Source organism: uncultured Pseudoalteromonas sp. (assembly GCF_963922945.1).
Taxonomy (GTDB): domain Bacteria; phylum Pseudomonadota; class Gammaproteobacteria; order Enterobacterales; family Alteromonadaceae; genus Pseudoalteromonas.
Window position 1 is genome coordinate 75,124 of record NZ_CAWUKC010000002.1, and the last position, 25,278, is coordinate 100,401.

General features: G+C 42.4%; 20 protein-coding genes. 14 read left to right on the forward strand and 6 right to left on the reverse strand.

Annotated features, from left to right (window positions below):
* The first annotated feature begins 85 nt into the window (after window positions 1-85).
* The 5 genes from priA (at window position 86) to AABI99_RS00900 (ending at window position 5,186) form a co-directional block, all read left to right on the forward strand.
* A complete protein-coding gene (gene priA / locus AABI99_RS00880; protein ID WP_338362683.1) occupies window positions 86-2,272 on the forward strand; it encodes a primosomal protein N' in 2,187 nt (728 codons plus the stop codon).
* Window positions 2,273-2,283: 11 nt separating this feature from the next.
* Window positions 2,284-2,811 (forward strand): SPOR domain-containing protein, encoded by a 528-nt coding sequence (locus tag AABI99_RS00885; RefSeq protein ID WP_338362684.1) that lies wholly within the window; start codon window positions 2,284-2,286, stop codon window positions 2,809-2,811.
* Between the two features lie 79 nt (window positions 2,812-2,890).
* Window positions 2,891-3,409, forward strand: coding sequence for an ATP-dependent protease subunit HslV (gene hslV / locus AABI99_RS00890; protein ID WP_004589336.1), 519 nt, complete (start codon window positions 2,891-2,893; stop codon window positions 3,407-3,409).
* Between the two features lie 11 nt (window positions 3,410-3,420).
* Entirely contained in the window at window positions 3,421-4,749 is a 1,329-nt protein-coding gene (hslU, locus tag AABI99_RS00895) for an HslU--HslV peptidase ATPase subunit (RefSeq protein WP_338362685.1), read from the forward strand.
* 62 nt (window positions 4,750-4,811) lie between these two features.
* Window positions 4,812-5,186 (forward strand): gamma-butyrobetaine hydroxylase-like domain-containing protein, encoded by a 375-nt coding sequence (locus tag AABI99_RS00900; RefSeq protein WP_338362686.1) that lies wholly within the window; start codon window positions 4,812-4,814, stop codon window positions 5,184-5,186.
* 31 nt (window positions 5,187-5,217) lie between these two features.
* Here the strand turns inward: AABI99_RS00900 and AABI99_RS00905 are convergent, their stop codons facing one another.
* From AABI99_RS00905 to AABI99_RS00915, 3 genes are all read right to left on the reverse strand, one after another.
* Window positions 5,218-7,098 carry a methyl-accepting chemotaxis protein gene (locus AABI99_RS00905; RefSeq protein ID WP_338362687.1) on the reverse strand — a complete coding sequence of 627 codons (1,881 nt, stop codon included), beginning with the start codon at window positions 7,096-7,098 and terminating at the stop codon, window positions 5,218-5,220.
* 89 nt (window positions 7,099-7,187) lie between these two features.
* Window positions 7,188-8,225 (reverse strand): MJ1255/VC2487 family glycosyltransferase, encoded by a 1,038-nt coding sequence (locus tag AABI99_RS00910; RefSeq protein WP_338362688.1) that lies wholly within the window; start codon window positions 8,223-8,225, stop codon window positions 7,188-7,190.
* Window positions 8,222-8,761, reverse strand: coding sequence for a phosphatase PAP2 family protein (locus tag AABI99_RS00915; RefSeq protein WP_338362689.1), 540 nt, complete (start codon window positions 8,759-8,761; stop codon window positions 8,222-8,224). Before AABI99_RS00915 ends, AABI99_RS00910 begins: the two co-directional genes overlap by 4 nt.
* Window positions 8,762-8,961: 200 nt before the next feature.
* Here AABI99_RS00915 and rraA point away from each other — a divergent pair, with 200 nt between their 5' ends.
* Window positions 8,962-9,459, forward strand: a complete 498-nt coding sequence (gene rraA / locus AABI99_RS00920) for a ribonuclease E activity regulator RraA (protein ID WP_338362690.1) — start codon at window positions 8,962-8,964, stop codon at window positions 9,457-9,459.
* A gap of 75 nt (window positions 9,460-9,534) precedes the next feature.
* Window positions 9,535-10,584, forward strand: a complete 1,050-nt coding sequence (locus AABI99_RS00925) for a formimidoylglutamase (protein ID WP_338362712.1) — start codon at window positions 9,535-9,537, stop codon at window positions 10,582-10,584.
* A gap of 21 nt (window positions 10,585-10,605) precedes the next feature.
* Here the strand turns inward: AABI99_RS00925 and AABI99_RS00930 are convergent, their stop codons facing one another.
* A complete protein-coding gene (locus AABI99_RS00930; RefSeq protein ID WP_338362713.1) occupies window positions 10,606-12,264 on the reverse strand; it encodes a GGDEF domain-containing phosphodiesterase in 1,659 nt (552 codons plus the stop codon).
* Between the two features lie 122 nt (window positions 12,265-12,386).
* Window positions 12,387-13,634 (reverse strand): imidazolonepropionase, encoded by a 1,248-nt coding sequence (gene hutI, locus AABI99_RS00935; protein ID WP_338362691.1) that lies wholly within the window; start codon window positions 13,632-13,634, stop codon window positions 12,387-12,389.
* A gap of 112 nt (window positions 13,635-13,746) precedes the next feature.
* Between hutI and hutC the strand changes: the two genes are divergently transcribed.
* The 3 genes from hutC to hutH all read left to right on the forward strand — a co-directional run bounded on the left by hutC (window position 13,747) and on the right by hutH (window position 17,733).
* Window positions 13,747-14,454 carry a histidine utilization repressor gene (hutC, locus tag AABI99_RS00940; RefSeq protein WP_338362692.1) on the forward strand — a complete coding sequence of 236 codons (708 nt, stop codon included), beginning with the start codon at window positions 13,747-13,749 and terminating at the stop codon, window positions 14,452-14,454.
* Between the two features lie 67 nt (window positions 14,455-14,521).
* A complete protein-coding gene (gene hutU, locus AABI99_RS00945) occupies window positions 14,522-16,195 on the forward strand; it encodes a urocanate hydratase (RefSeq protein WP_338362693.1) in 1,674 nt (557 codons plus the stop codon).
* 2 nt (window positions 16,196-16,197) lie between these two features.
* A complete protein-coding gene (gene hutH, locus AABI99_RS00950; protein WP_338362694.1) occupies window positions 16,198-17,733 on the forward strand; it encodes a histidine ammonia-lyase in 1,536 nt (511 codons plus the stop codon).
* On the opposite strand, the gene AABI99_RS00955 is transcribed toward hutH, so the two are convergent.
* Window positions 17,730-18,500: an NADP-binding protein gene (locus AABI99_RS00955; RefSeq protein ID WP_338362695.1), complete on the reverse strand. Its 771-nt coding sequence runs from the start codon at window positions 18,498-18,500 to the stop codon at window positions 17,730-17,732. The genes hutH and AABI99_RS00955 overlap by 4 nt on opposite strands.
* 116 nt (window positions 18,501-18,616) lie before the next feature.
* Between AABI99_RS00955 and AABI99_RS00960 the strand changes: the two genes are divergently transcribed.
* From AABI99_RS00960 to AABI99_RS00975, 4 genes are all read left to right on the forward strand, one after another.
* Window positions 18,617-20,644, forward strand: a complete 2,028-nt coding sequence (locus AABI99_RS00960) for a methyl-accepting chemotaxis protein (RefSeq protein WP_338362696.1) — start codon at window positions 18,617-18,619, stop codon at window positions 20,642-20,644.
* Window positions 20,645-21,007: 363 nt separating this feature from the next.
* On the forward strand, window positions 21,008-23,716 hold the full coding sequence (gene secA / locus AABI99_RS00965) for a preprotein translocase subunit SecA (protein ID WP_338362697.1): 2,709 nt from the start codon (window positions 21,008-21,010) through the stop codon (window positions 23,714-23,716).
* 59 nt (window positions 23,717-23,775) lie between these two features.
* Window positions 23,776-24,174: an 8-oxo-dGTP diphosphatase MutT gene (gene mutT, locus AABI99_RS00970; protein ID WP_338362698.1), complete on the forward strand. Its 399-nt coding sequence runs from the start codon at window positions 23,776-23,778 to the stop codon at window positions 24,172-24,174.
* A gap of 6 nt (window positions 24,175-24,180) precedes the next feature.
* Window positions 24,181-25,248: a phosphotransferase gene (locus AABI99_RS00975; protein WP_338362699.1), complete on the forward strand. Its 1,068-nt coding sequence runs from the start codon at window positions 24,181-24,183 to the stop codon at window positions 25,246-25,248.
* Window positions 25,249-25,278: the final 30 nt, after the last annotated feature.

Genomic DNA, 25,278 nt, shown 5'->3' on the forward strand with positions numbered 1-25,278 from the left:
CCAACACTACACTCTCCATTTGCATGTAGGTTTTTAACCTTATTTTTAGTACATTAAGCCATTACCCTTTATTACATGAGTTGTTATGCGCTTTGTTGAAGTGGCTATTAAAGTGCCGTTACCACGCACCTTTGATTATAAAATAGATGAACAACTTACCTCGCTCTCGGCGCCTATTATGCCGGGGATGCGCGTATTAGTGCCTTTTGGGAATCAAAAGAAAGTAGCGGTAGTGCTAGCACTTAAAACGCATACCGATGTACCAGAGAACAAAATTAAAGCGGTTATTGAGGTTATTGACCAAACCCCTATTTTATCATTGCAGCATCTAGAGCTGCTCAGTTTTACAGCACGTTACTATTGCTACCCATTAGGCGAAACCATACACATTGCACTACCAAGTGCGCTTCGCCAAGGTGAAAACCCAGATAAAACCAGCATAAACATGGTTAGCCTTACCGAGAAAGGTGAGAAATTACCGTCCTTAAAAGCGAAAACTCAATTAAACTTATTAAAACAGCTCGCACAGTCGGGTAAATCATCGTTGACCGAGCTAAAAGCGCTCGGCTTTAGTAAAAAAACAATCGATGCCTTAATAGATAAAGAACTCATAACCCAGAGCATTGAGCATGATAATCAATGGCAAAACATTGCGCCCACAGTCGGTACCAAGCCAGTACTTAATAAAGAGCAAGCTGTTGCGTGCACGACAATCAATCAAAGTGTTGGCTTTAAAAGCTTTTTATTAGAAGGTGTGACTGGCAGTGGTAAAACCGAAGTGTATTTACAGTGCCTTGAAGAAGTCCTTAAACGTGGCGAGCAAGCCTTAGTATTGGTGCCTGAAATAGGCTTAACCCCGCAAACTGTCAACCGGTTTCGCCGTCGCTTTCCTGATACGCCAATAATGTTGTGGCACTCAGCCTTAACCGATAACGAGCGCTTACAAACATGGCGTTTTTGCGAAAAAGGCAGCTGCGCAATTGTTATTGGTACCCGTTCGAGCATTTTTCTACCTTTTTTAAAGTTAGGGATGATAGTGGTTGATGAAGAGCATGATTCATCATTTAAACAGCAAGATACCTTACGTTACCATGCACGCGATTTAGCTGCTTATCGAGCATTTCAGCACAAAATACCGCTAATTTTGGGCAGCGCCACTCCCGCGCTAGAAACCCTTCACAAGGCAATAAATAACAAGTATCAACTTTTAAGTCTGACAGAGCGCGCACAAACTGCGACCGATAATCAGTTTATGCTGCTCGATATGAAAGGACAGCCTGACCAAGCAGGTATTGCCCACGCAAGTCTTGCCACTATGCGCCAACATTTAAAGCGTGGTAAGCAAGTTATGGTGTTTTTAAATCGGCGTGGTTTTTCTCCCACGCTAATTTGCCATGAATGCGGATGGCTCAGTGAATGTAACCGTTGTAGCACCAGCGCGACTTTTCATAAAGCGATTGGGCAAATGATTTGCCATCACTGCGCTGAGCAACAACCAGTACCTTACCAGTGCCCTGATTGCGGTAGCACACAAATTTTTCCTAACGGAAAAGGTACAGAACAAATTGAAGAGTTTTTATCAAGCGAATTCCCTGATACACCCGTAACGCGAATAGATCGCGACTCAACTCGTCGTAAAGGAAGCTTAGAAAAAGCACTAGAGGAAATTAATCAAGGTGGCCCACGTATTTTAGTGGGCACTCAAATGCTGGCTAAAGGTCATCATTTTGCCGATGTGAGCTTAGTACTTATATTAGATGTAGATAGCGGTTTGTACTCGTGCGATTTTAGAGCCACAGAGCATTTAGCCCAATTAGTAACGCAAGTTGCAGGGCGCGCAGGTCGCTCGGGAGAGCCTGGGCAAGTATTACTACAAACCCATTTTCCTGAACACCCTTTACTACAGGACTTGGTAAATAATGGCTACCAAGATTTTGCTCGTTTTGCATTAAGCGAACGTGATGATGCCGACCTACCGCCTATTACAAATATGGCTATAGTTAGAGCGCAAGGACACAATATTACTCAAGTTGTCGATTTTTTGACGGATTTGGTTCCTGTCAACGGCGTATCTGGTATACAATTGCTCGGACCAATACCAGCCCCATTAGAAAGAATAGCGGGTATGTACCGGTTTCAATTGCATATTCAAGCGCAAGATCGCAAAGTATTACACCAGTATCTTGCGCAAATGGTTGACTATTTAAGCACCAGCAAATTAGCACAAAAAGTGCGCTGGAGTTTAGATGTTGACCCTATAGACATGATTTAGGTTAAAGCCAAATGGCACAGCACGATTATATTAATAAAAAACCAGCGGGCAGAAAAAACACCAAGCAAGCCCCTGCTAAAAAGCCCTTTCCTATATTTTTAGTTATTATTACTGTTTTGCTTGTAGGCGGTTTCGCCTACGGCTTATGGTTTATTAAAAATAATGCAGACCCTAAGCTTGCTGAGCAGCAAGCCCACCCAAAACCAGCGCAAAAAGTAGAAATTGCTAAGCCTCGCGCGCCTAAGTTTATTGAAGAAATTAAAGAGCACGAGATCCAAGTAGAAGTACGAGAGATTGAGCAAAAAGGCCCCTATGTTATGCAGTGTGGTTCGTTTAGAACACACGAGCAAGCCGAAACACTCAAAGCTAAAATCGCCTTTGCTGGGTTAATTTCTGAAATTAAAAAGACCACAGGTACTAATGGCGTGTGGTATAAAGTGCGCTTAGGTCCTTATAAAACCAAGCGCCAAGCCGAAAGCGACAAAAACAAACTCAAGCGAGTGCATGTTGTTAGCTGCGGAATTTGGGGCTGGACTTGAAATTAGACCATTCACCCATATAACCTCATCATAATCGTTTTTAACAAGCTGCCCCCGCAGCTTGATGATGAGGAATAAAATGACCACTATCGTAAGTGTACGCCGCGACAATAAAGTAGTAATTGGTGGCGATGGCCAAGTATCACTTGGTAATACTGTAATGAAGGGCAATGCCCGTAAAGTTCGACGTCTTTATAATGGCAAAGTAATTGCTGGTTTTGCCGGTGGTACTGCTGATGCCTTTACCCTTTTCGAACGCTTTGAAAGCAAACTAGAAATGCATCAAGGAAACCTTACTAAAGCCGCTGTTGAAATGGCTAAAGACTGGCGCAGCGACAGGGCTCTTCGCAAACTTGAAGCACTCCTTGCCGTTGCCGATGAGACCGCCTCACTGATAATTACTGGTAACGGCGATGTAGTGCAGCCAGAAAACGACCTAATCGCTATTGGTAGTGGTGGTAACTTTGCACAATCAGCAGCCACTGCCCTATTAGAAAATACCGATTTAAGCGCTCGCGATATTGTAGAGAAAAGCCTTACCATTGCTGGCAACATCTGTGTATTTACCAACAACTTCCAAACAATCGAAGAACTATAATAGGACCCATTATGTCTGCTATGACCCCAAGAGAAATTGTACACGAGTTAGATCAGCATATTATTGGTCAAGCTAAGGCTAAAAAAGCTGTGGCTATTGCCCTTCGTAATCGCTGGCGTCGAATGCAATTAAACGATGACTTACGTAGTGAAGTAACCCCTAAAAACATTTTAATGATTGGCCCAACAGGTGTAGGTAAAACAGAAATTGCCCGTCGTCTAGCTAAACTTGCAAATGCGCCTTTTATTAAAGTAGAAGCAACTAAATTTACCGAAGTAGGTTATGTTGGCAAAGAAGTAGAAACCATTATTCGCGATTTAGTTGATGTAGCAATTAAAATGACTCGCGAGCAACAAACTAAAAAGTTTAAGCACCGCGCAGAAGAAGCGGCTGAAGAACGTATTTTAGATGCTCTTTTACCACCCGCTAAAGACCAATATGGTGAAACACAGCGCGATGACAACTCATCTACTCGCCAAACGTTCCGTAAAAAACTACGTGAAGGCCAGCTTGATGATAAAGAAATCGAAATTGATCTAGCACAAGCACAACCAAATGTAGAGATCATGGCGCCTCCTGGTATGGAAGATATGACCAACCAGTTACAAAGCATGTTTCAAAACATGGGTGGCGACAAACGTACTAAACGCAAGTTAAAAATTAAAGAAGCCTTTAAACTGTTAACAGAAGAGGAAGCCGCTAAATTAGTTAATCCTGAAGAACTAAAAGAGCAAGCTATTTTTTCTGTTGAGCAAAACGGTATTGTGTTTATTGATGAAATAGACAAAATTTGTAAGCGTGGCGATTCGTCAGGCCCAGATGTTAGCCGTGAAGGTGTACAACGCGACCTACTTCCTTTAATTGAAGGTTCAACCGTTAATACTAAGCATGGCATGGTTAAAACCGATCATATGTTATTTATAGCATCGGGTGCATTTCAAATGGCCAAGCCATCAGACATGATCCCTGAGCTACAAGGTCGTTTACCTATTCGTGTAGAGCTTGAAGCACTTAGCGCAAATGACTTTAAACGAATTCTTACTGAGCCGCATGCATCACTTACTGAGCAGCAACGTGAATTGCTTAAAACAGAGCAGGTGAATGTTGAATTTAGCGATGATGCGATAGATCGTATAGCTAAGGCTGCATGGCAAGTAAACGAGAAAACCGAAAATATTGGTGCTCGTCGCTTACATACAGTAATGGAAAAGCTAATGGAAGAAATCTCGTATGATGCTTCTGAGCAAGCAGGCTCTACCCTTACTATTGATGCCGCTTACGTAGAAAAACACTTAGGCGCACTGGTTGAAGATGAAGACTTAAGTCGTTTTATTCTTTAAAGCGAATAAAAATACTATACTTAAAGCCTCCATATTGGAGGCTTTTTAATGGGGTATATAAAATGAAACACGTTATAAAAGTGCACTATCATAGTGTAAGTAAAAACCTAGATGTTTACTTTGATGATGACACTATGACTGTATTTAGCTGCGAGTTTTTACGCGTTCACTCCCCTTCTGCTGAAGTGCAAGGGCATGGGGCAGAGCCAATGAAACCAGTACTTAATAAACACAAAGTTGGTATAAAAAAGATTGTCCCTGTGGGACATTACGCACTCAGATTAGACTTTGATGATGGCCATAATAGCGGCCTGTTTAGCTGGCGCTATTTTGAGACGCTTCAAGCACAACAACAAACCTTGTGGGATAAATACCAAGCTCGCGTTGACGAGCACGAAAAAAACAAAGACAGCGTGCCAATAAAGTTTGTTCCTTAAACTTTATTGGCTTAATAAATACGACCTTGTACTACACTTTAAACTTATCAATAGCTGTGAATAAAACGCGTGCTTGCTCAGAGACTTCTTCACTTGTTTGCGCATTATTTACTGCATGCTCAGAAGCATTTTGAGCGATATCTCTAATGCGTACTACATTTTTGTTAACCTCAGAGGCCACTTGGCTTTGCTCATCAATGGCAACAGCAATTTGAGTACTCATTTCCATAATAGTTTGCACATCTTCAGTGATTAAGCCAAGTAAGTCACCTGCCTTGATAGCTTGAGAGGCACTTTCATCCCCTTGTGAACGACATTGATGCATAATACTAACAACCTCTTGAGTACGCTCTTGAAGGGTATTAATAATGCCTTCAATTTCGCTGGTAGATTCTTGCGTACGTTGAGCAAGTGAACGAACTTCATCTGCTACCACTGCAAATCCACGACCTTGCTCACCTGCGCGCGCAGCTTCTATTGCGGCATTTAGTGCGAGTAAATTAGTTTGCTCAGCAATCCCTCGAATTACATCAAGTACAGAGCCTATGGTTTCAGCATCTTTTTCAAGCTGTGATACCACGTTTGATGCATTCCCTAACGACGAAGATAAATCACGTATATGATTAACGGTTGAATCGACTTCATTACGCCCTTGCTGCGCACTAAGATTGGTTGACTCAGCTTTTTTAGCTGCCGCTTCGGTATTATGCGAGATATCTTGAATCGTGGCCTGCATTTGCGTTGCGGCAGTGGCAACCATATCCGCTTCGTGTAGCTGCTCTTGCATACCTGAACTTGTTGCAGAGGTACTTTCAGATAAATGTTCGGTGGCCACATTTAGCGTATTAAGCGCACTGTTAACTTCGTTTATGAGGTTTTTGAAATCGCCTATTAAGCTATTAAAATCTGAGGTCATAATGGTAACTTCGTCATTACCTGTTTGCTCTATAATAAGGCTTAAATCGTTATGACGGCGTATGTCGTTTATAGTGTGATAAACACGCTCGATAGGAACAATGATTGAGTGACTAGTCAGGTACACTAACGCCAATACAATAACGCCCGAAATAACAAATACAACTATGGCAATAAATTGAGCTTGCTCAACGCTTTTTTCAACTTCCAGCTTAGTTGATTGAACAATTTCACCTACAACCTGATCGCTTTTTTCTACGTTGCCCCGCATTACACCTAGCGCACCTGAGTCTAAGTCTAGGCCTAACTGTGTTTGTGCCTTTACAAGATTTTGAAAAGCGCTTTGGTACGTATCTATTAAAGGGCTTATTTGCGACTTATAACTACTTTGTAAATCAGCTTGAGTAATTTTTTGTTTAAACGTACTAATAAGTTCGTTAAAGCGAGTTAAGTATTTTGCATCAAAGCGCAGCATAAAATCTTTCTCAGCGCGTCGCAGCTGTAGCATTGCCGATAAAAGCTCAAAGTTATCTTGCTCTTTTAATAGCACCTCAACTTCGTGCACCGCAGTTCTGAGCTTGCCATATAACCCATCTTTAGGGTTTAAACCTATCTGTTGCTGTAACCTAACAACCTCTGAAAAATTGTTGTTGTAGTTAGTAATAAGCGTATGAAACTGCTCAATTTGCGCTGCGGTAATGCCCTGCTGTTGCATTACCCCCTGCAGCTTTTTGATTTTAGTGCTTAGCTGTCTAAAATCCTTATCAAATGATGTAAGTGCTTCCTGCTGCTTGTAAAAAAGAAAGTTTTTTTCATGCTTTCTGAGCTCTAGTGCATGTACGTTGAGCTCTTCTGCAAGCTGAATTGTTTTATTCAGATTGAGTGTTACGCGTGACTCATAAATTATCACACACAACAAAATGACCATTGCCAGACCGACTACCACTGCATTAAGTTGCAAACGCCTTTTAATGGTTAAGTTTTGTAAAAAATTCATTGAAAACACCTATATTTAATATGCACTAATAGTGTAGTACGTTCTGGCACTTCATATTGAATTTTTTATTAACTTTTTATACATACAACTCATGCTTTTAGATTAACATTACCCCATAAATCTTTATGCAATGAGTGAATGTCATGCCACTGTTTATTAAGTAGCCATTTAACCAAAGGGGCAGGATCACTGGGAAAATTAATTTTCTTGTTTTGCGGGGCACTATTCCAATCATCTAGCGCTTGCGGGTTTAAATAATTCATTACATGAGCCATTTTCATCGCCCGCAATGTTTGTGCATTTGCATCTTGTTCAAACTGACCATCAAGAGGTTTAAGTAATAATTTTTTCCCAAGCTTTAAGGCCTCACTTGCCAACTCAAAGCCTGCATTACCAATTACGCCACTGGTATTTGCTAAGTCGTTTAAAAACCCCGCTCTTGAAGGAGTGCGCAAATGGATATGACCAAGGGATTTGTCTTGTGCATGTGGGTGGTAACAGTAAAACTCTTTTTCTGGAAAGTCCTTTAAATAATCAATAATGTTGTCGAGGTTTTCAAAGGGTAAGTACACTAGCACTTTATTCATAACGGCGACCGGATTGCCATGGTCATGGTTTGCAATAAAGGGCGGTATAATATTGTCAGCAAAAGGTTGCCAATGTACGCCTAAATAAGTGCTTGCAGGGGCATAGTGCTTAATAAGAGACTTTCTAAATAACCCCCGACCAAACATAGGCACACTGTTAGATAAAAAGGCCGCCTGATGACTAATACCAATCACAGGTACGCCAGCTCTCTTTGCCGCCCAAGCTGAAATAGGCTCAAAGTCATTCAAAACAAAATCGTATTTTTTTACATCAAATGATTTTATATCGTTAACTAACTTGCACACTCGAGCATTTTTTAATGTTTGATAGCTTTTTACTTGGCCGTTTTTAGTGCTAAACGATAAACCCCTAAACGTTTTGTAATCAGCAAAGCCCTGCATATCAAAGTAGTCTTTTTCTGGACGTCCGGAAAAAACGTAATCTACATCTATACCTAACTCTTTAAAACAACTTGCCATAACACGGGCGCGCGTAATATGGCCATTACCTGTGCCTTGTATGCCGTATAATATCTTCATACAGGCACCACCAAAGCTAGCGCAAATAAACCACATGAACTGCCAATAGCGGCGCCTATTATTATATCTGCCGGAAAATGTACGCCTAATACCACACGAGAAACCGCCACCCCCGATGCCCAACTAAACCAAAGCCACGCATATTCTGCAAAAAAGTGACTCAATATTGCCGCAACTAAAAATGCTGCTGCACTGTGCCCTGAAGGTAAACTAAATTTGTCACTAGGTACAATATACGCATTACTGACTAAGCAATCGCAGGGGCGGATTCGGCCAAAGCTACGTTTTGCTAAAAAGTAAATAGGCCTTTCAATTGCAAACCCCAGTAACACCGATATTGGCAATAACTGATGCTGCTCATTGGTACTTAGCCACCAAACAGCGCCACACATAAGTAAATATAAACCACCATTACCACTTTTAGATAAACCAAGCGCAGCCGTTTTCAGCCATTTAGGTGAATTGTAATTAAACAGCGTTAAAAAGAGCCGTTCATCCATCTGAGCCATTTTTTTAAGTACGTTATTATCGTTCATTATTCACCCTCATCTGCACAATATCTAACCACAGTGAAAGCTTAGCGATATAAAATAACAATTGAGTGACGCTTTTAAGACACTAATGTTGCCATTTAAAATTTCCGCATTTTGAGTAAATTTACTGCTATTAAGTCGTTGTTATTGCATATAAGGAGGGTATACTGAGAGTAACTTATGTACCCTTTGAGGATAAAATAATGGATTACAGCACTTCTGACTTATGTGACTTTTTTGCCGATGTGGTTGACGTGCTTGAACCTATGTTCATCAACTTTGGTGGTCGACACACGTTTGGCGGCCGAATTAAAACGGTTAAATGTTTTGAAAATAATGAACTGATCCGTGAAATACTCTCACAAGACGGTACTGATCAAGTACTACTTATCGATGGTGGTGGCTCAACACGACGCGCCCTTATCGACATTGAACTTGCAGAGCTTGCTCTGGATAACAACTGGAATGGTATTATTGTTTTTGGTGCAGTGCGCCATGTCGATGAGCTTGAAGAACTTGATTTAGGTATACAAGCTATTGCATCAATTCCTGTTGCTGCCGATAGCGAAGGTGCTGGTGAAGATGGTATTGGTGTTAACTTTGCAGGGGTGTCGTTTTTTGATGGCGACTTTATCTATGCTGATAGCACAGGTATCGTTTTATCTGCAGAAGAACTTGAACTTGAAGTTGTCGAAGAATAAGACCACATGCAGTGTTCACAGGAACACTGCTTATTTCACCATAATAGTTTGATGCTCAATACGGACTGGAACACAGTGCCCCCACCCCTCAAAATATACGATGAAAACGCAGTAAAGCCATACTGTGTTAAACGCGCAAACGAAACAAAAACTTGGCAGTCGGTCGCCCTATTAGACACCCATGTAAACGTACAGCAAGCACTCAATGATGCGGCGCAATTTGGCATTCGCTTTGTATTAATTGGTATATGCGAGGATATAGGACCACGTGCTAATTTAGGCAAGGGAGGCTCAAACCAAGCGTGGTCAGCTTTTTTACATCACTATCTAAACCAACCTGTTAACCAATTTAGCGTAGCTGAGCAAGTATTGCTGTTAGGCGAAATTGATGTTGATGATTTGATGGCGCAAGCGCAAAATTTAGATAACCAAAATACAGCCCAGCTGGAGCAACTGCGAAAATTATGTGCAAAAGTAGACGAACGAGTTGAAGCCACTCTAGCCCTTATTTTTAGTGCTGGCCTTGAACCTATTATTATCGGCGGTGGGCATAATAACAGTTTTGGCATACTCACTGCTTTAAGCAAACATTACAAACGCTGCGTTAACGCAATAAATTTTGATCCACATGCAGATTTACGCCCATGCGAGGGACGCCACAGTGGTAATGGTTTTAGCTATGCTTTGCAAAATAACGCGCTAAAGCACTATCATATTATTGGTCTGCACGAGCAAAAAAATAGCCAAGCTGTTTTTGGCTTAATCACACAAACCCAATCGAGTTTTCATAGTTATCAGGCAATTAATATCCGCCGAGAAATATCCCTAACTGATGCTGTGCAGCATGCTTTATCAACGTTTAATAGTGCGCCATTAGGTATTGAACTGGACCTAGACAGCATTTCGTTTTTACCGGCAAGCGCTTATACCTGTTGCGGCTTTAGCGTGAGTGATGCTGAGCATTATGTGTATTTAACAGCAAAACACAGCACTGCCCGTTATCTACATTTGTGTGAAGCAGCACCGCTAAATCACCCAGCTGGGTTAACAGCAGGTATGCAAAGCTGTGGACAAATTATTAGCGCATTAGTTAATGCGTACTTACATGCAAAAAGCAGTAATTAGCATTAGTGCACTAAGGAAAACCTATTGTGATTGAGCCGATTGCCACTGCTTTAACCAGCTCATTAGGCCAATACTACTAAGTGGATGACCAAAATAATAACCTTGTGCTGCATGGGCCTTTAAGCTTTTAACAAACTTTAGTTGGTCTAAGGTTTCAACACCTTCAAAAATAACCTTGGTATTTTGTTGGTTGTGCATTTCAACCATACCGCCAACTAGGCTGCGAATATTATTTTGATTGCTAAAATCTGCAGTAAGCGATGGCGCCACCTTAATGTACTCAACAGCTAAATTTGGTAGCTTAGAAAGAACGATTGGGTTATCCCCTAACCCATCAACACATATTTTTAAGCCAATATTATTTAATCTGGCAATCATAGCACGGCCCTTATCATCTAAGTCGGTGAATATATGCAATGGGCATTCAACAATGATATCGCCATGCTGTAATCGATGCTCGCTCACTACGCTATCAACAAACTCAACGAATTCTTCATTGAGCATTTCAGGACCAAATAAGTTGATACTAAGCGGTATAGCTATCCCCTCTATACGCAGCGCCATAGCAAGCTCTGCCGCTCGCTCTACTACAAATTTAGCCAGTGGGAAAGCTAAACCTGCAATATGAATATCATCAATAAATCGGTGCGCAGATAAAATACCTTGCTGAGGATGCTGCCAGCGTAGCAGTAGCTCTAAAAACTCAATTTGGCCGTCTTCGTTACGGATAATAGGCTGAAAATAAAGCTCTAGTTCGCTTACAAAGTCAATATTAGCTAACTCTTTTAAGCGCGCTTGTTGCTCAAGCTGTTCAACCATCATTTGTTGATGGTACACAACTACCGCTTTTTTTGGCTGGCTATCAAGAGCTAGATAAGCACACGATACTAATTTATCAAAGTTAGCATCTTGCTCTTCACAATTAACATAACTTGCTCTCGCTTTTACCTCTACAGTACAGTTGGCAACGTTGAATGGTTTGAGCGTCGCACTAATAATTTGCTCTATTATCTGCTCATGGCTGTGTTTATGCGCAGCTAGGCTACAAATAAATGCAAAATTAAGCCCCCCTAAATGTGCTAGCTTTTCACGCCCACCTAAAGCAATGACATCGTCGTTATTTAGTAAATCTTTTACTCTGCTGGCTGATTGCGCTAAAAGTAAATCACCAAAGTCTCTGCCAATGTGTTGGTTAACTTGTTCAAAGCCTTCAAGACGGACAATCACTAACACAGCTTCGTGTTGCTCTTTGTACCAATTATAATAACTTTTCCGTAACTGCTGTTTATCTGCAAATTCAGCTAGAGGAGAGTCATCCTGATAGGGTTCGGGATAGGTTACGTTATGCAAAACCTCAACGTTTTGATCTTCGTCTTTTATAAATCCTACAGTCGATAGCGTGATAATAGACACTACAACCCAAAAAAGCGGAACGTCCATTAATAAATACGCAGAAAACAACACCACGAATAACAAGCCAGAAAGTGCGCTTGCGATAATCATACTCCAGTTATTGCGCTCAAACGCTTGCCACAAGTTAAAGCAAAAGCCAAAGGCGAGTAATATTGCCAACCAAGCTGAACCACTACTCAAAATGGCTAATCCAACAACCGCTGTACATAAATAACTAAATTTTATACTCGTATTTCTAACCGAAAATAACGCAGCCACCATCGCCATTAACAGCGCACCGCTAAAAAAAACAGGAAAGTTACTATCAGCCAAAATACTCAAGTCTATGCCACTCCGTTAGCTATAAAATTTAATAAACACATGTTTGATTTGGGTAAAAATAATACAATCTAATTAATTCTACCCAAAATCCATAGATTTAACAGTTTATTTACGCCAAATTGGTAACTTAATTGCGAGGGGTGATTTATTTGCCAATGGGCAATATCAGCCCTTGATCCAACCTTTAGTACACCGCGATCGTTTAAGCCAAGCGCCTTTGCCGCATGGCATGTAACGCCAGCCAAAGCTTGCTCTGGCGTCAGCCTAAATAAAGTGCATGCCATATTCATCATTAATTGCACAGAGCATAACGGTGAGGTGCCCGGATTAAAATCACTGGCTATGGCGATAGGCACTTTGTATTTTTGCAGTAAATCGATGGGAGGAAGCCGCGTTTCGCGCAAAAAATAAAAGGCCCCTGGTAATAAAACAGCCACAGTACCAGCCTCAGCCATAGCTATAACGCCGCTCTCGTCAAGATGCTCAATATGATCAGCCGAAAGGCCTTTATACTCAGCCACCAGCTGTGCGCCTTTTTGATTAGAAAGCTGCTCGGCATGGCATTTTACCGGCAAGTTATGTTTTGCTGCAGCATCAAATACTTGTTTTGTTTGTGCAAGGCTAAAGCCTACATTTTCACAAAATACATCTACAGCATCTGCAAGGTTATTAGCCACTACCTGCTCAAGCATATGTGTGCATACTAAATCAATGTATTCATCTGCACGGCCTTTGTACTCAGGGGGTAACGCATGCGCGCCTAAAAATGTTGTTTTAATATCGATGGGGTGATGTTCATTAAGTAAACGCGCCACCTCTAGCATTTTTATTTCATTATCAATGTCGAGCCCATACCCTGACTTTATCTCGGCGGTCGTTACGCCTTCAGCAAGTAAAGTGTTTAACCGGTCTTTGGCATCAACAAATAACTGCTCGTGGCTTGCAGCGCGAGTCGCTTTTACCGTACTGGCTATACCGCCACCTTGTGCAGCTATTTGTTCATAGCTGACACCTTGTAAGCGCTGCTCAAATTCTTCTGCTCGAGAGCCTGCAAATATTAAATGTGTATGGCAATCTATCAGCCCTGGTGTCAACCATTGCCCCTTAATACTTAATGTAGGGGTAGCAAATACATCAAAACTGGGTAAAGTCGATTGCTCACCTAACCATACAATTTCACCGCTTTTAATTGCCATAGCTGCATTTTTTATCGTCCCATAAGGCGCGTCAATTGTGCTATCCATGGTTGCTATGTTGGCATCTGTTAATAATAAGTCGAGATCTTCTAAGACATAACCTGTTGTTTTATCTTGCATACTTAGCTCCCTAATGTGCTTAAAATACAGTCTAACAATACACCTTGTATATACAAGATAATTATGCCATCTTTATTAAATAGTTTATTTTAAGTACAGCTAATAATAAGTAATGACTACTCCTAAATTTGCACAAATAAAACAATTTATTGTCGATAAAATAAAAAATGGCGCATGGCAAGAAAACCAACGTGTTCCCTCAGAAAACGAGCTTAGCAGTCAATTTTCTGTAAGCCGTATGACCGCACGACGTGCACTGAGCGAATTAACAGATGCCGGTATTTTAACGCGCAGCCAGGGACTAGGTACGTTTGTGGCAAGTTTTAAATCGCAGTCGTCACTACTTGAAATTAGAAACATCGCCGATGAAGTAAAAGAGCGTAACGGGCACTACAGCTGTAATGTGCACGTGCTTGAATCTATCAATGCAGTTGCCCCCATCGCCATTGCGCTTGGCGTAGAGGTAGACAGCGTGGTGTATCGCAGTGTGCTGGTACATAACGAGAACGACAAACCACTGCAAGTTGAAGAGCGATTTGTAAACCCAGCTTTAGCCGCGGGTTATTTACAACAAGACTTTAGCGCACTCACCCCGCATGAGTACTTATCGAGCGTAGCGCCACTCACACAAGCACGCCACACTGTTGAAGCGGTTATGCCCAACTCGCAAATGTGCCAATGGCTAAACCTCTATAACGAGGAGCCCTGCTTGCAAGTTATTCGTCGTACTTGGTCTACAAAGGGGATAGTAAGCTTTGCACGCTTAGTCTCGCCAGGCAGTAAATACCGACTAGGTGGGCACTTAACATTTAAAAAATAATAAAAACGTCACGCTCATAAGCGTTTTTTTGTAGCTGAGCGTCTTGTATATACAACAGGAGGAACACATGAATAACCGCCTTGATACACACCGTGAGATCCGCGCGCCCCATGGCGATAAAATTAGCGCTCAAAGCTGGCAAACTGAAGCCGCTAAACGCATGCTAATGAATAATTTAGACCCTGAAGTGGCAGAGCATCCTCATGCGTTAGTAGTCTATGGCGGTATTGGCCGAGCAGCAAGGGACTGGGCAAGCTTTGATAAAATAATTGAAACCCTTGATAGGCTCGAAAATGACGAAACACTGCTTGTGCAATCGGGCAAGCCTGTGGGCGTATTTAAAACCCACGAAAATGCGCCGCGAGTTCTCATTGCTAATTCTAACCTGGTACCGCATTGGGCAAATTGGGAGCACTTTAATGAGCTCGATAAAAAAGGCTTAATGATGTATGGGCAAATGACCGCGGGCTCTTGGATTTACATTGGCTCACAAGGCATAGTGCAAGGCACTTACGAAACCTTTGTAGCAATGGCAAAACAACACTTTATCGGTAATGCAAAAGGTAAATGGGTTTTAACCGCAGGTCTTGGCGGTATGGGAGGTGCTCAACCACTCGCCGCGACGATGGCCGGTTTTAGCGCACTTGTTGTGGAATGCGACGAAACCCGTATCGATTTTCGAATTAAAACTGGCTACGTTGATGTTAAAGCTACTACACTTGAGCACGCACTTGAGCTAGTTACCGATGCGTGTATTAAAGGTAAGGCCCTATCGGTAGGTCTATTAGGTAATGCCGCCGATATTTTTACTACCCTAGCAAACAGCAATATTATCCCTGATATAGTGACCGACCAAACCTCAGCGCACGACCCACTCAACGGCTACCTACCTCAAGGTTGGAACATGCAACATGCGGCAAAAATGCGTAAACAAAACCCACACGCGGTTGTTAAAGCCGCGAAGCAATCTATGGCAGTGCAAGTTAACGCTATGCTAGCACTGCAAAAAGCCGGTGCTGCCACGACTGATTATGGCAATAACATTCGCCAAATGGCATTTGAAGAAGGCGTTACTAACGCGTTTGATTTTCCTGGCTTCGTACCTGCTTATATCCGCCCGTTATTTTGTGAAGGAATTGGCCCATTTAGATGGGTTGCGCTTTCGGGTGACCCCGAAGACATTTATAAAACCGATGCAAAAGTCAAAGCACTTATCCCAGAGGATACTCACTTACATAACTGGCTTGATATGGCACGTGAGCGCATTCAATTTCAGGGCTTACCCGCACGTATATGCTGGGTCGGTTTAAAAGACAGAGCACGCCTTGCCCTTGCCTTTAACGACATGGTTAAAAATGGCGAGCTTAAAGCCCCCGTTGTTATTGGTCGTGATCATCTTGATTCAGGTTCGGTAGCTAGCCCCAACCGCGAGACAGAAAGTATGCAAGATGGCTCAGATGCCGTATCTGATTGGCCGTTACTGAATGCTTTATTAAACACCGCAGGTGGCGCAACGTGGGTGTCGCTGCATCATGGCGGTGGCGTTGGTATGGGTTTTAGTCAGCACGCAGGCGTGGTTATTGTTGCAGATGGCAGTGAACAAGCCGCGCAGCGCATAGCTCGCGTACTTTGGAACGATCCGGCCACAGGCGTTATGCGCCATGCCGATGCAGGTTACGACATTGCAAAAAATTGCGCGCAAGAGCACCACTTAGATCTCCCTATGCTAAACAAGGAATAGTCATGATTTCACACACTCTCACACCAGGGCAATTAAACTTAAACACCCTAAGAAAAATTAATGACTCAGCTGTTAATTTATATTTAGAAAATAGCGCCGAGGCACAGATAGCGGCCAGTGCACAAACCGTTCAAAACGTAATACATAAACGCCAAACGGTGTACGGTATAAATACCGGCTTTGGCTTATTAGCCAATACAAAAATAGCAGATGACGAGCTTGAGCTACTGCAGCGCAGTATAGTTCTTTCGCATGCAGCAGGGACTGGTGAGCTGATGGACGACAGCACAGTTAGATTAATGATGGCCTTAAAAGTAAACTCTCTGTCGCGAGGTTATTCTGGAATACGTTTGGAGGTCATCGAATTTTTTATTAAGCTACTGCGCAGTGAAGTGTATCCATGCGTACCACAAAAAGGCTCTGTGGGCGCTTCAGGCGATTTAGCCCCCCTTGCTCATATGTGCCTGCCGCTGCTAGGTGAAGGCAAGATGCGCCACAACGGCGAAGTGATAAGCGCAGCACAGGGGTTAAAAATAGCTAATCTTTCTCCCCTCACCTTAGGTGCTAAAGAAGGGCTGGCACTATTAAACGGCACACAAGCCTCTACCGCATTTGCCCTACAGGGACTTTTTAAAGCTGAAGATTTATATGCACAAAGCTGTATTATTGGCTCCATAAGCATAGAGGCCGCCATGGGCAGTCGCGCCCCCTTTGATGTACGCATTCACGAAATACGAGGTCAGCAAGGTCAAATTGATACTGCTAAAATATTCAGACAGCTTCTGGGCGCTCAATCACAGATCAGCCAATCTCATGCAAACTGCGAAAAAGTACAAGACCCTTACTGTTTGCGCTGCCAACCGCAAGTACTCGGCGCATGTTTAACACAAATTCGTCACGCCGCAGAGGTTCTGCTGTGTGAATCTAACGGCGTGACTGATAACCCGCTGGTATTTGCCGATGTAGGCGATATTATCTCCGGTGGCAACTTTCATGCAGAGCCTGTTGCCATGGCAGCGGATAACTTAGCTGTTGCAATCGCCGAAATAGGCGCACTGGCAGAGCGAAGAATCGCATTACTTATTGATTCAAACCTCTCTACACTGCCACCATTTTTAGTTGAAAACGGCGGCGTTAATTCAGGCTTTATGATTGCCCAAGTTACAGCCGCTGCGCTCGCTTCCGAGAACAAATCGCTTGCACACCCCGCTTCGGTAGACAGCCTACCAACATCAGCAAATCAAGAAGACCATGTTTCTATGGCCACATTTGCAGCAAGGCGCTTAAACGAAATGGCCAATAATACTCGTGGAGTGTTAGCGATTGAATGGCTGGCTGCTGCGCAAGGGCTTGAATTTAGAGCCCCACTCAAAGCCTCCAGTCAAGTAGAAAAGGCCAAGGCCCTACTGCGCGAGCATGTGCACTACTATGATAAAGACCGTTTTTTTTCCCCAGACATAGACGCTGCAACACAGCTTTTAACAAAAGGGAAGCTAAACAGCTTTATAGAAAACAGTCCATTGCCATCAGCCAATTAAATCCCATGCTGATAGCTAAAACCTAATGCCTCAATTGCTGAGCCAAGCACTTTGCGCTCAGCACTTTCATTACTGGTAAAGGTTGGCATTTCGCCACCACGCTCTGCACACTTTTGTGCATAATAATTCGCTTTAGTAGGATGTGATGGATTCACTACGTTATATATATTTTGCCCCGAATCAAAGTTTTCTATTACTGCAAAAATAGCGTTTATCACATCTTGTTGATGCACCATATTAACCACCTGCTGACTCGATGTATTTAATTCTTTACCAGCCACAAAGCGCCCCGGCTCGCGATTAGGCCCTAATAACCCGGCTAAACGCAGTACTTTACCATTTTGCGCAAGCACCTTTTCTTCGCTATCGTACAGTTTTATTTGGCGCTCACTGGTACAACTTATTTCACTGCTTTCAGTGTAAACACCTGGCTCTTGGTCGTACACACCGGTCGATGAGCATAAAATAAAGCCTTTAGCATTTAATTGTTTAGCAAGCGTAAGGGCTGCACTTAGTGTTTCTGGGTAGTCACTTTCACTGTGTCTGCTTCGTGGGGGGATTGCACACACCCAGTAAGCACCGAGTAAATCTATTTGATGTATTAGTTTTTCATTATTGAGTACAAATTGACGTTGAAAGTCTTCGGTATGCTCATCACTTCTATGCGTACCTTGCACCTGCCACCCTGCCTGTTGAGCTTGTAGGCACAAAGCGTGCCCCAACCAGCCCGCACCTAGTACTACTAATTTATTAGCTTTTGTTTTCATTTTTGCATAACCCTTCATTTTAAACGCATAATTAGTGCTTTTTATCTAACTTCATAGCGATTTAAAGTAAGATATGGTTAGATATAACCTATTAAAAAACAATAATACGTGCACTTATGCTAAATAATTTATCATTACGGAAGAAAATATTATTATTGATTGGTGGCACCATCACCATTTTGCTAATTATTGCTTCAACATTTTTTGTAAATCACATCGCTAACCTTTCTAGAGTAAACATCGAGCGCGAAGCGCAAAGCTACCTACAAAGCGAACAACTTTCAATGCAAAGCTACTTTGCAAAGTATGGCAAGTTGGTTTCTACGTTTGTAAATAACCCGCATTTAGTTAACTTTTTTGAAGACTGGGATGTGCGCGATCAGCCAATTAAAAACGCCCCCGGCTACAACGAAGTTAATCAAGACTTTATCCGCATAAGTTCAAATGACGAAAACGTTCTGTCGGCGTTTTTTGCCTCAGCAACCACCGGTGAATACTTTAAAGAAAACGAGCGCACCAGCCATTACAACGGCCAGCCCTACTACGCTTATAAACGTGGTTGGTGGCAAGAAGCGCTGCAAATTAATAAACTTTACGTAGGCCCTATCTCAGTTGATTTAACCACAGGCGTTGCCTCGGCAGTTGTACAACAACCAGTCTACAACGCACAGCGTAAGCTTATTGGTATGGGGGGCGTTGATTTACAGCTTAATAAAATTAACGACATGGTCGAGGGTATCCGCTTTAACGGCCAAGGCTACGGCTTTTTACTCGATGGCAATCAAAAGGTTGTACACTTTTCAAATGCCACTGGCCATAAGTTATCTAACACCGATGAAGGCCCAAAAGGAAAGGAAGGGCTAGATGGCCTTGAAAGCCAGTTTAGTAATACTTCTGGTTTTGTAGAGCTTAACGCACAAATGCGTAACAACCTTGAAGGTAGCCAGTTGGTAACCTTAAAAGGTGAAGAGTTTTATGTGGTGTACCACCGCTTACAACTAGAACAACCTTATCTTGATTGGTATGTAGGTATACTAATCCCTACGAGTATGATTGAAGCGCCTGTTAATGAGGCTGTTACCACAACCACCACTGCTGTAGTGATTATTTTAGTGATCATTTTGGCAATGATATTATGGGCAACACAGATGATCTCGCAGCCAATTACCACCTTAACGAATATTATGCGTGATATTGCCTCAGGCGAAGGTGATTTAACCCAAAAGATTAATATTAATAGTCAGGATGAAGTTGGCCAGCTTGCCAATCACATGAATACATTCATTGATAAGCTACGCGCCATGATGTTAGAAACAGCTGCACAAGCAGAGCAATTGACCAATGCCGCAGCGCAGCTTAAAAACGTGTCAGCGCAAACCAACACCGAAATACAGCAAGAAAAACAACAAGTAGACAGCGTTAGTGCCGCCGTGACCGAAATGGCCAGCACCGTGCTTGAAATATCGCGCAATGCACAACATACCAACAGCGCCGCCGAAGAAGTACAAGCTATCACAGCCGAAGGAGCTGATCGCTCCACGCAAGCACAACGTGTAATGACCGAGCTTGCGCTGCACATAGGTGAAGCATCAAAAGTGGTCGCAGGACTTGAGCAAGAAAGTAATAATATTGGTGCGTTAGTGGATGTAATTAATTCCATTGCCGATCAAACCAACTTACTGGCGCTTAATGCCGCTATTGAGGCTGCGCGCGCCGGTGAGCATGGCCGTGGTTTTGCGGTAGTTGCAGATGAAGTACGCTCTCTTGCAAGCCGTACGCAAGAATCAACTGACGATATTCGCAATATGATTTCTCGCTTACAACAAATTGCTCAGCAAGCGTCGGTCATGATGCTACAAGGGCAAGAGCAAACTGAGGGCTCAGTATCGCAAACCAAAGAAGTACTTAGCTCATTGCAAAACATTGGCCAGTCGGTAACTAAAGTACAAGATCAAAGCCATCAAATTGCCACCTCAACTGAGCAACAAACGGTTGTGGCTGAGGATATTAATACTAGCCTTGCTGCGATAAATGGCTTAGTAAATAGCACCGCTGATCACGCTCATATTTTAGCAGATGAAGCGCGCGACTTAAGTGACCTTGCTATCGCCTTAAACAAAACGGTTAATCAGTTTAAGCTTTAAATACGCCGCAGATTTAGGTGGGTAACTAAGTATAAAACTTACCCACCGATACTCTTGTTTTTAAATTTTTTAACACCATATCTTCACAACTTACTGCTATTTTTTAGCGTAATAAAACTAGTTTTTACGCATCAGATCAAATTTTTCTGTTTTAAATACACATCTTTTTGTTGAGATAGTTTGTTGTTTGGCAGAGTCTGGTATAGTAGCACACGTATTAAACAGTACCTTTGAGGCTCTTTAGTACTAAATTGCTAATTAATATGTTCTACAGGTTATGTAAAAGTACATATTAATTACCAATTGTAAAAAATGGGTTAACCGACACTCGGTTAGCAAAGAATACATTGTAACGGTTTTATCATGATATCTAATTTATTTACCAAGATTTTTGGTAGTCGCAATGACCGCACTATTAAAAACCTAAGAAAGACGGTCGCGCTAATTAACGCGCTAGAAACGCAATTAGAAGCGCTTTCTGATGAAGATTTAAGAGCTAAAACAGCTGAGTTTAGAGAACGTTACGATAACGGACAAAGCCTTGATGACATTCTACCAGAAGCATTTGCTGTGGTACGTGAAGCGTCAAAGCGTGTAAATGGCATGCGTCACTTTGACGTGCAGCTATTAGGCGGTATGGTTTTACATCAAGGCCGTATTGCAGAAATGCGTACCGGTGAAGGTAAAACACTAACAGCCACGCTTCCAGCCTACCTAAATGGCTTAACTGGCAAAGGCGTGCACGTAATTACCGTGAACGACTACCTTGCTAAACGTGATGCTGAAACAAACCGTGAGTTATTTGAGTTCTTAGGCCTAACTGTAGGCTGTAACGTACCAGGCATGATGCCACAACAGAAAAAGCAAGCTTACAATGCCGATATTACCTACGGTACCAATAACGAGTTTGGCTTTGACTACCTACGTGATAACATGGCATTTAGCATTGATGAACGTGTTCAGCGCCCACTGTTTTATGCTGTTGTGGATGAGGTGGATTCAATCCTAATCGATGAAGCACGTACTCCACTTATTATCTCAGGTCCTGCCGAGGATAGCTCTGAGCTATACATCGAAATCAATAAAATTGTGCCGCTTTTAGAGCTGCAAGAAAAAGAAGATGAAGAAGGCGTTGAGGGCGATGGCGACTTCACAATCGATGAAAAGTCTAAGCAAGTTCATTTAACTGAGCGCGGGCAAGTTAAAGTAGAAGACTTACTTACTGAGCGTGGCTTAATTGAAGAAGGCGACTCACTATACTCAGCCGGTAGCATTACCCTACTGAGCCACGTGTATGCCGCACTGCGTGCCCATAAGCTTTATCAAAAAGATGTTGATTACGTTGTTAAAGAAAACGAAGTCATCATTATCGATGAGCACACAGGGCGCTCAATGGAAGGTCGTCGTTGGTCTGAGGGTTTACACCAAGCTGTTGAAGCGAAAGAAGGTGTAAAAATTCAAAACGAAAACCAAACATTGGCTTCAATTACTTTCCAAAATTACTTCCGTTTATACGAAACCTTAGCCGGTATGACAGGTACAGCCGATACTGAAGCATTCGAATTTCAGTCTATTTACGGCCTAGATACGGTTGTTATGCCAACTAATAAGCCGATGATCCGTGATGATCGTGCCGATTTAGTTTACCTAACTCAAGAAGAAAAATACGAAGCTATTTTAGCCGATATTAAAGATTGCCAAGAGCGCGGACAACCTGTGCTTGTAGGTACTATTTCGATCGAAAGCTCTGAGTATTTATCACAGTTTTTACGCAAAGAAAAAATTAAGCACAACGTACTTAATGCTAAATTCCACGCGCAAGAAGCTGACATTGTATCGGATGCAGGTTTGCCTGGTACTGTGACGATTGCAACTAACATGGCCGGTCGTGGTACCGATATTGTGCTTGGGGGTAACTGGAACAGCGAAGTTGAAAAACTAGAAAATCCAACAGATGAGCAAATTGCTGACATTAAAGCTGCTTGGCAAGTTCGCCACGATGCAGTAATTGATGCTGGCGGTTTACATATTATTGGTACTGAACGTCATGAATCGCGCCGTATAGATAACCAATTACGTGGTCGTGCGGGTCGTCAGGGTGATGCCGGCTCTAGCCGTTTTTACTTATCGATGGATGATGCATTAATGCGTATTTTTGCCGGCGAGCGCATGACCAACATGATGCGTAAATTAGGCATGCAACGCGGCGAAGCCATTGAGCACCCATGGGTTAACCGTGCAATTGAAAACGCTCAGCGTAAAGTAGAAGCGCGTAACTTTGATGTTCGTAAGCAATTACTTGAGTACGATGATGTAGCAAACGATCAACGTCGTGTTGTTTACGCCCAGCGTAATGAGTTGCTTGAAGAAGGCGATATTTCAGAAACAATCACGGCTATTCGCGCAGATGTACTCAATGGCGTAATTGACCAGTACATCGCACCACAAAGCCTTGCTGAAATGTGGGATGTGCCAGGGCTTGAAGAGCGTTTAAAACAAGACTTTTTAATTGAGCTGCCAATCACACAGTGGTTAGCTGATGACAATAAACTATACGAAGAAAAACTTCGTGAGCGTATTGAGCAAGCGGTTGAACAAGCTTACAAGCAAAAAGAAGAGCAAGTGGGCGACTCTGTACTGCGTCAGTTTGAAAAAGCGATTATGCTACAAAGTCTTGATCAACACTGGAAAGATCATCTTGCTGCAATGGATCATTTACGCCAAGGTATTCACTTACGTGGCTATGCACAAAAGAATCCTAAGCAAGAATACAAGCGCGAGTCGTTTGAGCTATTCACCGAAATGCTTGAAAACTTAAAAGTTGATGTAGTGGGCATTTTAAGTAAAGTGCAAGTTCGTGCCGAAGAAGATGTTGAAAAAGTAGAAGAGCAACACCGTAAAAGTGAAAATGCGCCTCGCGAGTACCAACACGAAGAAGCAGAACATGTAGGCGGTGAAGCACCTCAAAGCGCAACTGTAATGGCAAGAACAGCGCCTAAAGTTGGCCGTAACGATCCGTGCCCGTGTGGCTCAGGACAAAAATTTAAACAATGTTGTGGTAAATTAAAGTAACGACGCATTGTATGTAATTAAAAAGCGACGCTAGCGTCGCTTTTTTTATGGAGAAAAACATGACAACAAAAATTGTAAATGTAGCGGTAGGCGTAATAAAAAAAAATAACGCCATCTTTATCTGCAAGCGCGCCGATGAGCAACATCAAGGTGGCTTGTGGGAATTCCCAGGAGGTAAAGTAGAAGCTGGCGAGAGCGTATTTGCTGCACTCAAGCGTGAGCTAAATGAAGAAGTTGGCATTACCATTCACAGCTCTAGCCAACTGATGGTGATTGAGCATGACTATGGCGATAAATGTGTAAAACTTAATATTCACGTTGTGAGCAACTTTAACGGTGAAGCACATGGCGCCGAAGGGCAACCCAGTGAATGGGTCGCTATTAATGAGCTCAGTAACTACGAGTTCCCTGCTGCTAACGCCGAGATTATTGAAAAAATACAAACGCGTTACGCGTAAAGCATCATGAATACAGCAATACAAAATAACTTAAGTGAGCTATTAGAATTAAACCCTGTGCTCACTAATGTCAAAGCGATTGGCTCTGGACATATAAACACCACGTGGCTGCTCACTAATGCTGCGCAGCAATTTATTGTTCAAAAGCTCAATACCCATGTATTTAAAAACCCAGCACAACTGGTTAATAACGCCAAACTAATTGAGCACCATCTAAGCGCTAAACAGCAAGCAAATACATACCCACTCGATATTGTTAAGCATATAAGCACCAAGCAAGGTGAATACCTTATTACACTTAACAACACCTACTATCGCGTGCTTAACTTTATTAACCAAAGTGTGAGTGAAGATGTAGTTAAAGAGCCTAAACACGCAGAACAAGCAGCTTTTGCCTTTGGTACATTTACATGTGCTTTGCTCGATTTTAACGCATCAAGCCTCTACCCTGTTATTACTGATTTTCATAACTTAGCTATGCGTTTTAAGCAGCTAAATACAGCTATTAGCACGGCTGATAAAAGCAGGCTACAGCAGTGCAAAAACGACATAGATTATTGTATTGCACAACAATATTTAGTCAAAGAACTTGCTGAGGTAACGGCTGATTTGCCCACCCGCGTATGCCACAACGATACTAAAATAAATAATATGCTGTTTTGCAGCAATACATATAAAGCAAGAGCGGTTATCGACTTAGATACCTGTATGGCCGGCTTTTTATTGTATGACTTTGGCGACATGGTTCGCACATTTTGCTGTGCTGAGGCAGAAGACTCGACTAATCTTGATAAAGTGGTTATTCGCAAAGAGGTATTTACAGCGCTTGTTAAAGGCTACCTTGCTCCTCTTCAATCAGCCATTAGCAACAAAGAGCAAGCAAGTTTGATGCTTGGCGCTAAAGTTATGCCACTAATGCTTAGTGTGCGGTTTTTAACTGATTACTTAAATAACGACGTGTACTTTAAAACCGCCCATGCAGAACATAATTTAGAGCGTACGCAAAACCAACTTGCTTTGTATAAAAACATTTTAAGTAATGAAAGCTGGATGCATAAAACCCTAATGCAATAGCAGCAATGTTATTGCTATAAAAAAACCAGC